Source organism: Pseudoalteromonas sp. Scap03, from assembly GCF_013393115.1.
GTDB lineage: Bacteria > Pseudomonadota > Gammaproteobacteria > Enterobacterales > Alteromonadaceae > Pseudoalteromonas.
The window spans coordinates 2,815,204-2,827,683 of record NZ_VDEU01000001.1; the positions used below are offsets into that span (position 1 = coordinate 2,815,204).

General features: G+C 40.1%; 10 protein-coding genes. 9 read left to right on the forward strand and 1 reads right to left on the reverse strand.

All coding sequences use genetic code 11. The features are described from left to right. The first annotated feature begins 439 nt into the window (after positions 1 to 439). The 6 genes from FHG08_RS12825 to FHG08_RS12850 all read left to right on the forward strand — a co-directional run bounded on the left by FHG08_RS12825 (position 440) and on the right by FHG08_RS12850 (position 7,696). Positions 440 to 1,696, forward strand: a complete 1,257-nt coding sequence (locus tag FHG08_RS12825; RefSeq protein ID WP_138607361.1) for an efflux RND transporter periplasmic adaptor subunit — start codon at positions 440 to 442, stop codon at positions 1,694 to 1,696. 35 nt (positions 1,697 to 1,731) lie between these two features. After that, the gene (locus FHG08_RS12830; protein ID WP_013465175.1) at positions 1,732 to 2,442 is read left to right on the forward strand and encodes an ABC transporter ATP-binding protein; all 711 of its coding nucleotides are present in this window, start codon (positions 1,732 to 1,734) and stop codon (positions 2,440 to 2,442) included. A 3-nt stretch (positions 2,443 to 2,445) separates the two neighbouring features. Further along, the gene (locus FHG08_RS12835; RefSeq protein ID WP_010388609.1) at positions 2,446 to 3,759 is read left to right on the forward strand and encodes an ABC transporter permease; all 1,314 of its coding nucleotides are present in this window, start codon (positions 2,446 to 2,448) and stop codon (positions 3,757 to 3,759) included. Positions 3,760 to 3,769: 10 nt separating this feature from the next. After that, positions 3,770 to 4,978, forward strand: a complete 1,209-nt coding sequence (locus FHG08_RS12840) for an ABC transporter permease (protein WP_138607367.1) — start codon at positions 3,770 to 3,772, stop codon at positions 4,976 to 4,978. 85 nt (positions 4,979 to 5,063) lie between these two features. Then, positions 5,064 to 6,392 (forward strand): sigma-54 dependent transcriptional regulator, encoded by a 1,329-nt coding sequence (locus FHG08_RS12845; RefSeq protein WP_178956222.1) that lies wholly within the window; start codon positions 5,064 to 5,066, stop codon positions 6,390 to 6,392. Then, on the forward strand, positions 6,392 to 7,696 hold the full coding sequence (locus FHG08_RS12850; protein ID WP_178956223.1) for a PAS domain-containing sensor histidine kinase: 1,305 nt from the start codon (positions 6,392 to 6,394) through the stop codon (positions 7,694 to 7,696). Before FHG08_RS12845 ends, FHG08_RS12850 begins: the two co-directional genes overlap by 1 nt. A 151-nt stretch (positions 7,697 to 7,847) precedes the next feature. Here the strand turns inward: FHG08_RS12850 and FHG08_RS12855 are convergent, their stop codons facing one another. Then, positions 7,848 to 8,186 carry a Grx4 family monothiol glutaredoxin gene (locus FHG08_RS12855; RefSeq protein ID WP_008113155.1) on the reverse strand — a complete coding sequence of 113 codons (339 nt, stop codon included), beginning with the start codon at positions 8,184 to 8,186 and terminating at the stop codon, positions 7,848 to 7,850. Between the two features lie 264 nt (positions 8,187 to 8,450). On the opposite strand from FHG08_RS12855, the gene FHG08_RS12860 reads away from it, so the two are divergent. From FHG08_RS12860 to FHG08_RS12870, 3 genes are all read left to right on the forward strand, one after another. Next, positions 8,451 to 9,032 carry a superoxide dismutase gene (locus tag FHG08_RS12860; protein ID WP_010388603.1) on the forward strand — a complete coding sequence of 194 codons (582 nt, stop codon included), beginning with the start codon at positions 8,451 to 8,453 and terminating at the stop codon, positions 9,030 to 9,032. 208 nt (positions 9,033 to 9,240) lie between these two features. After that, positions 9,241 to 11,163 carry a PrkA family serine protein kinase gene (locus tag FHG08_RS12865; RefSeq protein ID WP_178956224.1) on the forward strand — a complete coding sequence of 641 codons (1,923 nt, stop codon included), beginning with the start codon at positions 9,241 to 9,243 and terminating at the stop codon, positions 11,161 to 11,163. A 31-nt stretch (positions 11,164 to 11,194) separates the two neighbouring features. Next, positions 11,195 to 12,478 carry a YeaH/YhbH family protein gene (locus FHG08_RS12870; protein ID WP_178956225.1) on the forward strand — a complete coding sequence of 428 codons (1,284 nt, stop codon included), beginning with the start codon at positions 11,195 to 11,197 and terminating at the stop codon, positions 12,476 to 12,478. Positions 12,479 to 12,480 lie beyond the last annotated feature (2 nt).

The window sequence follows — 12,480 nt, forward strand, 5'->3', positions numbered from 1 at the left end:
CAAAATGAATAACTATTCATTATGGGCTATTTCCTCTTTTGTGCTGTATTAGTAATTCATCTGAACACGACATTTAATTACAGCGGCTTCTATTAGCGCATAGTTTATTCAATAGATTTAAACGCTCCCCTCATGTTATGCATTAATTAACAACTTGCTTTGCTTTACGTTGAGATAACCTCATCCCATAGACAAATCAAAAAAGTGCCCGCAGCGGACACTTTTTATGTCCGCGGACATGTAAAACAACAAGGGTAAAGTTAAAAACCGAATAAATTCAATAAGATAAAAAATGGCATGCTATTCGAATACAGCATAACTATATAAATTTTGAGGATGTTCGAATGTTTACTATTGGCTTATTTTTAATTTCACCAATTATTCTATTTATTGCCTCGCTAATGATTACTGTGTTTGAAAAACACTAAGAGAATGAATAATGATTAAAGACACTAGCGGGCAAGACACGCAAATCTCACGACCTATAAATTTTAAAAAATACATCAGGCTGTTTATATTTATTGTGGGCCTAGTTGCTCTATGTGTATATGCACTATTAAATGCTGATCAAGAAGGTACTATCTCGGTTGATAGAGTAAGCCTACAAATAGCCACGGTGGTGCGCCAATCGCTAATACGCGATGTTGCAGCCAGCGGTAAAATTGTGGCCGCCAGAGCACCAAAAGTTTACAGCCCTGAACGAGGCTTTGTTTCATTGAAGGTTAATGCTGGTGACTCAGTAAAACTGCATGATGTAATAGCCATGGTTGATAGTCCTGAGCTCACAAACGAATTAAAGCAGCAACAGTCTGTTTTAGCTCGTCTTGAGGGCGAGCTACAACGTAAACACCTTGAGGCACGCCGCCAATCATTAAGCTTAAATAAAGCACTTGATCTAGCACAAGTAGAGTTAAACGCTGCCGATAGAGAAAATCGCAGAGCGGCCTTATCAATGCAAAAAAATGTGATCAGTCAAATTGATCACGAAAAAGCCATTGATGAGCTTGCCCGTGCAAAACTCTCTTATAAACATGCAGAGCAAGAAGTTGAATTGTCCAAAGATACACTTGCTTTTGAACTACAGGCCGCTAAACGAGATGTCACTCGTCAACAACTGATTGTCGATGATCTACTTCGTAAAGTTAATAACTTAACAATTAAAGCCACTGTGTCAGGGATTGTAGGTAACTTACTAGTTCAACAAAGAGAAGCGGTAACACAAAGCCAACCATTAATGACTTTAGTTGATTTGAGTAATTTTGAAGCAGAGCTACAAGTCCCTGAAAGTTATGCAAATGAGCTTGGTTTAGGTATGGACGTAGAGATAACAATGGGCGCTAGCAAAGTGATGGGCGCCCTCTCTGCCATTTCACCAGAAGTAAATAATAGAGAAGTCACAACGCGTGTACGTTTTGACAAAGACATGACGGGTATCAGACAAAACCAACGATTAACAGCCCGTATTTTATTAGAAAATCGTGACGATGTTTTACAAGTTAAGCGTGGGGCATTTTTACAACAAGGCGGTACACAGGTTTATAAAATTACCGGTGATACAGCTCAGCTCATTGATATTTCAATTGGTGCAACCAGCATTGATGCGGTTGAGTTAATTTCAGGGGTTCAAGCTGGCGATGAATTGATTATTTCAAGCTATAACAGTTTCAAACACACACACACATTATTACTTCGCTAACAATCGCGTAGAACCAAACAACAAAAGGAAAAAGCATGTTAAAGATGAATAATATAAGTAAAGTATATCAAACAGAAATGGTTCAAACCCATGCATTACGTGATTTTAATCTACACGTTGATGAAGGCGAATTTATTGCTGTTACAGGCCCTAGCGGGTCAGGAAAAACGACCTTTTTAAATATAGCTGGAATGTTAGAACCCTTCTCTGCAGGTGAATATTTACTTGATGGAATTGATGTAGGTAAGTTAAACGATAACCAGCGCGCAGATTGTCGAAATCAAAAAATAGGCTTTATCTTCCAAGGGTTCAATTTAATACCTGACTTAAACTTATATGAAAATATTGAAGTACCGCTACGTTATAGAGGTATTAAAGCCGCAGAGCGTAAACGTCGCATTGAAAAATGTTTAGAACAAGTTGGTCTTGCCTCTCGGGCAAAACATTTGCCACAGCAACTCTCTGGCGGACAGCAACAACGAGTGGCCATAGCACGCGCGCTTGCTGGCGAGCCACGATTTTTATTAGCCGATGAACCTACCGGTAATCTCGACAGCCTTATGGCTCGTCAAGTAATGGAGCTGCTTGAACAAATCAATCGCGATGGCGCAACCATTGTCATGGTCACCCATGATGCAGAACTTGCTCGGCGTGCCCCTCGAAACATTCAAGTTGTCGACGGTCAACTTGCTGATTTCACCTTGTACCAAGGTGCACAAAACCTTAAAAATGTTGCTGGAGCGTAAGCCATGCTATTACATTACCTAGATTTAAGTTGGCGTAGCTTTAAGCGCACTCCTCTGGTGAGTTTCTTAATGGTGCTGGCGATTGCCATTGGGATTGGTGTAACCATGACCAGTTTAAGCGTTTATCATATGATGTCGGCAGACCCTATCCCACATAAGAGCAGTCAATTGTATAACGTACAATTACAAACCATGGATGAAGGTCACACGTGGTGGACGGGTGACGATATCCCCATGCAATTGACTTATCAAGATGCCGTAAATTTACATAATGCGCCTACTCCAGATAAAAAAGTGGCCATGATGCGCACTGGCTTCTCGGTGTATTTAGACTCAGATAAAGTTAAGCCGTTTACTGGTGAAGCACGCATGACCACACCCGATTTTTTTAGCATGTTTGATGTGCCATTTATTTATGGCGGTGTGTGGAGTGTACAACAAGAGCAATCTGCAGCCCCTGTTTTGGTGATTTCAAAAGAGCTGAACGATAAGTTGTTTGCGGGTGAAAACTCCATCGGCAAACTAGTCTATTTGGATGACGATAGCTACCAAATTGTCGGTGTTATTGATGACTGGCCCCTCAACCTTAAATATTACGATTTAAATAACGGCGCTTTTGATAAAATAGCAGACCTATTTTTACCCTTTAGTTTAATTAAAGCAAAAGAGCTCACCAGCTGGGGCAATAGCAATGGCTGGAAACATGAAAATATAAATACCTATGCCGATAGATTGCAATCGGAAATAGTGTGGATCCAATTTTGGGCTCAGCTTGATACACCAGAGCAAAAAACCGCTTACGGTGATTACCTCACCTCTTACATTGAAGAGCAAAAAAAACGTGGCCGCTTCACGCGAGAGAAACCTGAATATAGCCTACGTGATGTAAACCAATGGATGGAATACAACAATGTCGTTAGTGAAGATAACAAAATACTGGTTAGTTTAAGCTTTATGTTTTTAGCGGTGTGTTTAGCTAATATTTTAGGATTATTACTAGCAAAGTTTTTACGCCGTGCTCCAGAAGTCGGCGTGCGTCGAGCACTCGGGGCAAGTAAGCGACAAGTCTTTCTACAGCATTTAGTAGAAGTAGCCATGCTTGGTTTTATCGGCGGGTTGCTCGGTATTGTACTTGCACAAATTGGCCTTCTCGGGGTAAGGCAAAGTTACGAATATTACAAAAACATAGCCACGATGGATTTAGCCATGTTATTAAGTGCCCCAGTTATCGCAATAACTACTTGCATTATTGCTGGGCTTTACCCTGCTTGGCTAGTGTGTAAAACCAACCCTGCCATTTACCTGAAGAGCCAATGAGGAGCTAATCATGTTAGAAATAAAACCGATATTTCATGCCCTTTGCCGCTCAAAGGTAGGCGCAATATTACTTTTAATTCAAATTGCAATTACGACAGCCATTGTCAGCAATGCGGCGTTTATCATTCAAGATAGAATCGCTTTTTTAAACCAAGAAACCGGCTATCCAGAGCAAGACTTGTTTAAGTTCAATGTGATGACCTTTGGGAAAGACGTTGATGCTAGCCAGCAGTTTGAACTAGATGAAGCCATGTTAAGAGCCCTACCAGGGGTTGAGAGTGCAGCGCAAAGTAGCAGTATTCCGTTATCTGGTAGTGGCAGCGCTTCCGGCTTTAATTTAAAACCTGCACCACAAGAAAGCAAAAATGTGCGCACTGCTTACTTTTTTATTGATGAGCACGGCCTAGACACATATGGCGTAAAATTAATTGCTGGGCGTAATTTTACTGAGGCTGAAGTACTCATTACAAATTCACCGACAGATAGAACAACTAATGTCACTGTCGTTACTGAGGCGTTAGCCAATGAGCTTTTCCCTGAGGGCAATGGCCTTGGTAAGACCGTTTATTTTGGTGACTTACCCCTACAAATTATTGGGATCACAGCGCCAATGAAAGGCCCTTGGCTAAAAGATAGTCACCCCAATAATGTCGCGCTTATTCCGTATATTCAAGGCAAAACTTACGCACAATTTGCTGTAAGAACAAAGCCAGGACAACGCGCAGCTGTAATGAAACAAATCGAAAATGCGATGCTAAATAATTATAGCAAGCGGGTGATCAACAATATTAAAGGTCTTGATGAACTTAAAGATCAATATATGGCTGCAGATAAACTTATGATGCGTATGTTAATTGTGCTCATAACCATACTGGTATTGGTAACCGCACTGGGCATTTTTGGTTTGACGCTATTTAATATAAACAAACGTACCAAGCAAATTGGAACCCGTCGTGCTTTAGGCGCTCGTAAATCTGCAATTGTTAATTATTTTTTAGTTGAAAATGCGCTGATTTGCATTGCTGGCTTATTTTTAGGTGCTATTTCAGCACTTTTACTCGGTCAGTTATTAATGCAACATTTTTCAATAGCGGCATTACCATCAAGTTATATTGCTGTCACGGCAGTCATGGTGTTTACAATGAGTCTTTTGGCTGTATTTGGCCCAGCTAAACGCGCGGCAAATATTTCGCCGAGTATCGCAACCCGAACCATATAGCACAGCTCCCAACCTATGCTACACTGGCTAAACGCGGTGTAGCATTTTCAATATTTAAATAATAATAAACAGCGATTAAATTAACATGGAAAAAATACTTATCGTTGATGATAATCCTGCAATTTTAGATGCTTTGTCATTATTGCTAGAGATTCACGACTATAAAGTGGTTACTGCAAATAGCCCATTTGAAGCTATTCAAATTGTGCAATACCAGCGTATTGCACTTGTACTTCAAGATATGAACTTTAGTAACGACACAACTTCAGGAGAAGAGGGAAAGTTACTCTTTTATCAACTTAGAGAGCTAAATCCCCATCTGCCCATTATTCTGATCACTGCATGGACTGAGCTTGAAACAGCCGTTGAACTTGTCAAAGCCGGTGCGGCTGATTATTTACCAAAACCATGGGATGATGCCAAGCTTCTTACCTGTGTTAATAACCTAATTGAACTAGGAAAGACAAAAAAACAAAATCAAACCTTATTGCGCCACCAGCAAGAGCGTGAGGCATCTATAGAAAATGCTAATTTAGTAGGTTTAATTTATCGCAGTACGGCGATGGAGCAATTAGTTAAAATGGCATTACAAGTCGCCAAATCTGATGTCTCTGTATTAATAACAGGCCCAAATGGCAGTGGTAAAGAGCGCATAGCACAAATTATTCAAGCAAACTCACCTCGCCAAAATGCTGCGTTTATTACGGTCAATGCAGGTGCCCTTCCCCATCAACTAATAGAAGCAGAATTATTTGGTGCAGAAGCAGGTGCTTTTACAGGGATCACAAAACAAAGGATTGGTCGATTTGAAGCGGCTGATGGTGGCACATTATTTTTAGATGAAATAGGTAATCTCCCTTTATCAGGACAAATGAAGCTCCTACGGATTTTACAAACGGGAGAATTCGAGCGCTTAGGTTCAACCCAGACCCGAAAAGTTAATGTCCGTGTAATATCAGCGACCAATGAAAACCTAACAGATGCAATCAGCAAAGGGCTGTTTAGAGAAGACTTATACTACCGCTTAAATGTAATTGAACTTAACCTGCCAAGTCTTAATCAGCGACCGGATGACATACTTCCTCTTATTCATCATTTTTTAGTAGAACGTGAGCTGGACTTACAATGCGAAAACCTACTTTTAGCCCATTCATGGCCCGGTAATGTTCGTGAACTTGAAAATGCATGTAAACGTGTCAGTGTGCTCAAACCCAGCGGTGAGATAAGCATCGACGACTTTGGTTTAACTCCTATTACGCCTCAAACACACACTCAAAAAGTAGAGCCTAACAAACAACAAATTGAGGATGCCATGCGTTTACATAAAGGGGTGATTGCCAAAGTAGCACGTGAGTTTGGCCTCAGCCGACAAGCACTCTACCGTCGTCTTGATAAGTTTGAGATTGCCTACTGATGAAAAAATCAAGATACCGCTTCTCTTTAACTTCTAAAGTGATTTTAGTATGTGTATTTTCCTCTGTGATCCCTGTTTTTATCTGTTGTTGGCTGCTGGGTGTTGACGCTATAAAAACAACAGTAAGTGTCATTTTCACAGCCGCGCTAAGTAGCTTATTGGCTCATCGACTCAGCGGTAAACTGGTCCAAGGTATTACTTCATTAGAAACTGGCTTATTAAATTTTAAAGATGGGGAACTATCGACTTTACTGGCCTATAACCATAATGATGAATTAGGTCATTTGTGCCAGCTTTACAACAAAACTGCAAAGCAATTAAGACAAGAAAAACAATGGGTTTACCAACGAGAGTTGATGCTTGATAAGGTATTACAAAACGCCCCTCAAGCTGTATTATTGGTAAATGACAATGATTTTATTGTTTATAGTAACCATAGTGCGAGAGATTTTTTTAATGCAAGTACAGCCCTAGAAGGCGAAAAAATATCACCATTATTGTCTAAAGCCCCACAGCAAATAATTAATGCCGTTAATAAAGGCGTAGATGGTTTATTTATTCTCGATAAAGCAGAACAAGAACCGCAAACATGGCATCTTTCAATGGGTCGCTTATTGCTTAACAACCAACACCACAGGTTGTTTGTATTTAAACAATTGACCCGCGAATTGAGCCGCCAAGAAGTTGAAGTTTGGAAAAAGGTTATTAGGATCATTAGCCATGAACTCAATAACTCACTAGGTCCAATGTCATCCATGTTACATAGTGCACAGCTGTTAACGCAAAAAGTGGATGAACCTCGTTTACAACGCGTTTTCACTACCATTGAAGAGCGAATAAAGCATTTAAACGAGTTCGTTCAAGGCTATGGAAAGTTTGCTAAACTACCACCACCTAAAATAACAACGGTTGATTGGCATTCATTACTCGATCAATTACAAAGCCAATGGCAATTTAATTTCGACCTTCAAAAAGATATCATCACACGAGCCGATCAAACCCAAATAGAACAATTGCTCATTAACCTGTTGAAAAACGCACATGAATCAGAGTCGCTAGCAGAGCATATTAGTTTAAAAATAACACAAGATAACCTCGGCACTCATATTAATGTGAGCGATCAAGGAAAAGGCATGAGTGAAACGGTTATGGCCAGTGCTCTCATCCCTTTTTATTCTACCAAGGCAGCTGGAAGTGGATTAGGGTTGGCACTGTGTCGAGAAATTGTTGAAGCCCATCATGGGCAAATTAGCCTGCATAATCGTGAAATCGGCGGGATCAGTGTTTTTGTAAGTTTACCCTGATAACTGCTTATTTAAGAATGAAAACTTGTCCAATTTATGGGCGATTAAATCGCGCTCTGAAGTTTGCGGCTTTGTAAGCTACGAAAAAACGAGTAACTTGTCTATAGATATAAAAAAAGCTGCAAATTGCAGCTTTTTTTTACCTAAACACTTATTCAGCGTCTGCAGGTTTATGCTTTGCAGCTGTTTCAGTGATCAGTGGTTGTAATTCACCACGTTGAAACATTTCAATGATAATGTCACAGCCACCAATTAACTCACCTTCAACCCAAAGTTGTGGGAAAGTAGGCCAGTTAGCATACGCAGGAAGCTCTGCACGAATGTCTGGATTAAGTAAAATATCTACATAAGCAAACGGTTCACCACACGACATTAACGCTTGTGATGCTTGTGAAGAAAAACCACAATTAGGCAGTTTTGGTGATCCTTTCATGTATAAGATGATTGGGTTTTCAGCAATTTGCTGTTTAATTTTATCGATGGTTTCCATTTACAACCTCAAAATGACGATAGCGAACACATTAGGCCTTGAAAAAGTTTCACTGTGGCCTCAGATATATAGATTAAAATAGGCAATTAAAGCCTCAATCTTAATTAGCTTTAGCAAGAGCATTGCTGTTTGCTAAAACTTGAGTAAAATACTCAACAATTATAGTAACACTATATTCCTGTTTGGTATAGATAAGTGCCCTGTTTGCGCAGGCATTACGTATTACTAAATAGACTATCAACCAAAAGAAGATGGAGATAAAAAATGGCATTTGAACTACCGTCACTACCGTATGCAATTGATGCACTTGAGCCACATATTTCACAAGAAACGCTAGAGTTTCACCATGGTAAACACCACAACACTTATGTGACTAAACTTAACGGTTTAATCCCAGGCACTGAGTTTGAAGGTAAGTCACTTGAAGAAATCGTATGTTCTTCAGAAGGCGGTGTATTTAATAACGCTGCTCAAATCTGGAACCACACTTTCTACTGGAACAGCCTATCTCCAAATGGCGGTGGCGCTCCAACAGGTGCAATTGCTGATGCAATTAACGCGAAATGGGGCTCATTTGACGCATTTAAAGACGCGTTAAACGACAAAGCAGTAAATAACTTTGGTTCAAGCTGGACTTGGTTAGTTAAACTAGCTGATGGTTCACTAGACATCGTTAATACATCTAACGCTGCTACACCACTAACAGATGCAGGTGTTACTCCAATCCTAACTGTGGATTTATGGGAACACGCATACTACATTGATTACCGTAACGTGCGTCCAGATTACCTTAAAGGTTTCTGGTCACTAGTTAACTGGGAATTCGCGAACGCTAACTTCGCATAATTAGTTTAATATTAGTTTTAAAAAGACGCTTAGGCGTCTTTTTTTATGCCCGCTACTTTATTTGATTATGGTTGTACGTAGGTTGTTTTATAAAAGCGCATCTTGATCATTTTTCATATAAATTTTTAATTTTATTGCACAAAAAATGAAATTCGTGACTAGACTTTAAATAGTGAATACATCTTCAAAGTAGGTTTCGGAGGTCATTATGACTATTTTTGATCACTACCAAGCACGTTATGAATCAACACAAGAAGAAGAGTACAGTGTTGCTGAATTCCTCGAAATTTGTAAAACCGATAAGTCTGCTTATGCCAGTGCACCTGAAAGGTTACTGATGGCCATTGGCGAGCCTAAAATGGTAGATACTGCTACCGATACTCGCCTAAGTCGCTTATTTTCAAATCGTGTTGTTGCACGTTACCCAGCATTTGCTGACTTTTATGGCATGGAAGACGCTATTGAACAAATTGTGTCTTATCTAAAACATGCAGCACAAGGCTTAGAGGAGTGTAAACAAGTACTTTATTTACTCGGCCCTGTGGGTGGTGGTAAGTCATCAATTGCCGAAAAATTAAAGTATTTAATGCAACAAGTGCCTATCTACTCCATTAAAGGCTCACCAGTTAATGACCATCCGCTGGCATTATTTGACCCCATTGAAGATGCAAACCTGCTCGAAAAAGAATATGGAATTAAGTCACGCTACCTTAAAACAGTGATGTCGCCATGGGCCGCAAAACGCTTACAAGAATTTAATGGTGATATTAGCCAATTTAGAGTGGTTAAACGCTTCCCATCAATTTTAAATCAAGTAGCGATTGCTAAAACAGAGCCCGGCGATGAAAACAACCAAGATATTTCGGCTCTTGTAGGTAAAGTAGATATCCGCCAGCTTGAACACTTTGCGCAAAATGATCCTGATGCGTACGCTTATTCAGGCGCATTATGTTTAGCTAACCAAGGCTTAATGGAGTTTGTGGAAATGTTCAAAGCACCGATAAAAGTGCTACACCCGCTTTTAACAGCCACACAAGAAGGCAACTATAACGGCACAGAAGGCATAAGCGCCCTGCCATTTAACGGTATGATACTCGCCCACTCCAACGAGTCAGAATGGCAAACCTTTAAAAACAATAAAAACAACGAAGCTTTTTTAGACCGTGTTTATATTGTTAAAGTCCCCTATTGCTTAAGAGTGACCGAAGAAATTAAAATTTACGATAAGCTGATTGAACACAGTGAGCTTTATAATGCTCCATGTGCGCCAGGAACACTTAAAATTTTAGCTCAATTTACCACTCTCTCGCGCTTAAAAGAGCCAGAAAACTCTAGCATTTACTCTAAAATGCGGGTCTACGATGGTGAAACACTCAAAGATACCGATCCAAAAGCTAAGTCATACCAAGAATATCGTGATTACGCTGGTGTCGATGAGGGCATGAACGGTCTTTCAACTCGTTTTGCGTTTAAAATTTTATCTCGCGTATTCAACTTTGATACCACCGAAGTGGCCGCCAACCCAGTACATTTGTTTTATGTACTTGAGCAACAAATTGAACGAGAACAATTTAGTGCCGAGGTTGAAGAGCGTTATTTAAGCTTTTTAAAAGGCTATTTAATTCCACAATATGTTGAGTTTATAGGTAAAGAGCTGCAAACCGCCTATCTAGAATCGTACTCGGAATACGGACAAAATATTTTTGACCGCTACGTTATTTATGCTGATTTTTGGATTCAAGATCAAGAATATCGCGACCCTGATACAGGGCAATTGTTTGACCGTGATGCGCTTAATGCTGAGCTCGAAAAAATTGAGAAACCGGCAGGTATTTCAAATCCTAAAGATTTCAGAAATGAAATTGTTAACTTTGTACTACGTGCTCGCGCTCACAATAATGGCAAGAATCCGCTATGGACGAGTTATGAGAAACTACGCACTGTTATTGAGAAAAAAATGTTCTCAAACACCGAAGACTTACTCCCTGTCATTTCATTCAATGCTAAAACATCGGCTGAGGATCAGCAAAAGCATGAGGACTTTGTTAACCGTATGGTTGAAAAAGGCTACACGAAAAAACAAGTGCGTTTGCTATCTGAGTGGTATTTACGGGTTAGAAAATCGCAATAACCTTCATAATTGCAGTTTTTAGGAGGTCATTATGGCGCATTTTATCGACAGGCGTTTAAATGGCAAAAACAAAAGCACAGTTAACCGCCAGCGTTTTATTAGGCGTTATAAAAAGCAGATAAAAGAAGCGGTGTCTGATGCGATAAATAAACGCAGCGTCACCGACTCTAGCTCTGGAGAGAGTATATCTATTCCACAGCGTGATATTAGTGAACCTACTTTTCATCAAGGTAGAGGCGGTAATAGAGAGCAAATACATCCAGGGAACGATCAGTTCTCTACTGGTGATAAAATTGAGCGACCTAAAGGTGGACAAGGCGGTGGCGCGGGCGAAGGTAAAGCGAGTGATTCTGGCGAAGGCCAAGATGATTTTGTTTTCTCAATTTCTAAAGACGAATATCTTGATTTGTTATTTGAAGATTTAGAACTCCCTAATTTACAAGAAAACCAGCTCGATAAGCTCGTACAAATGAAAACCCATCGCGCTGGGTTTTGCAGCGACGGTATGCCCAGTAATATTGACGTAGTGCGCTCATTACAAGGCTCTTTAGCTCGTAGAATTGCAATGACCGCAGGAAAAAAGCGCCGCCTTAGTGAACTTGAGGGTCAACTCGCGCTACTGCTTGAACAACCACACTGCGACAAAGCCGCTGTGACATTGTTGCAACAAGAAATCGACATTCTAAAGCAGCAAATTAAATCGGTACCCTTTATTGATAACTACGATTTGCGTTTTCGTAACTACAATAAACAACCGCACCCAACCAGCAAAGCAGTAATGTTTTGTATAATGGATGTATCCGGTTCAATGGATCAAGCCACCAAAGACATGGCAAAACGCTTTTATATTTTGCTTTATCAGTTTTTAACTCGCAGCTATAAAGACATTGAGGTTGTGTATATTCGTCATCATACTCAAGCTAAAGAAGTTGATGAACAAGAGTTTTTTTACTCCCAAGAAACGGGCGGTACTATCGTTTCAAGTGCGCTTAAGCTGATGAATGAAATAATAGCAGAGCGCTATAATGCTGATGAATGGAATATATACGCAGCACAAGCCTCTGATGGTGATAACTGGGCAGATGATACCCCGCAATGTGGGCATATTTTACGTAACAAACTGTTAAGCGCAGTGCGATATTTTGCCTATATAGAAATTACTACCCGCGCCCACCAAAGTTTATGGCGCGAGTACCAAAGCATAAGCCAAACTCACAGTAATTTTGCCATCCAACATATTCAAGGTGTTGAAGACATTTACCCTATATTTAGGGAGCTATTTAAAAAAGGCCGTCAACAGCAAGGGGCTGCATAGCC

Excerpts from the sequence above, each read along its gene's own strand:
- FHG08_RS12825 (WP_138607361.1), top strand. The coding sequence starts at position 440 with ATGATTAAAGACACTAGCGGGCAAGACACGCAAATCTCACGACCTATA.
- FHG08_RS12830 (WP_013465175.1), top strand. The coding sequence starts at position 1,732 with ATGTTAAAGATGAATAATATAAGTAAAGTATATCAAACAGAAATGGTT.
- FHG08_RS12835 (WP_010388609.1), top strand. The coding sequence starts at position 2,446 with ATGCTATTACATTACCTAGATTTAAGTTGGCGTAGCTTTAAGCGCACT.
- FHG08_RS12840 (WP_138607367.1), top strand. The coding sequence starts at position 3,770 with ATGTTAGAAATAAAACCGATATTTCATGCCCTTTGCCGCTCAAAGGTA.
- FHG08_RS12845 (WP_178956222.1), top strand. The coding sequence starts at position 5,064 with ATGGAAAAAATACTTATCGTTGATGATAATCCTGCAATTTTAGATGCT.
- FHG08_RS12850 (WP_178956223.1), top strand. The coding sequence starts at position 6,392 with ATGAAAAAATCAAGATACCGCTTCTCTTTAACTTCTAAAGTGATTTTA.
- FHG08_RS12855 (WP_008113155.1), bottom strand. The coding sequence starts at position 8,186 with ATGGAAACCATCGATAAAATTAAACAGCAAATTGCTGAAAACCCAATC.
- FHG08_RS12860 (WP_010388603.1), top strand. The coding sequence starts at position 8,451 with ATGGCATTTGAACTACCGTCACTACCGTATGCAATTGATGCACTTGAG.
- FHG08_RS12865 (WP_178956224.1), top strand. The coding sequence starts at position 9,241 with ATGACTATTTTTGATCACTACCAAGCACGTTATGAATCAACACAAGAA.
- FHG08_RS12870 (WP_178956225.1), top strand. The coding sequence starts at position 11,195 with ATGGCGCATTTTATCGACAGGCGTTTAAATGGCAAAAACAAAAGCACA.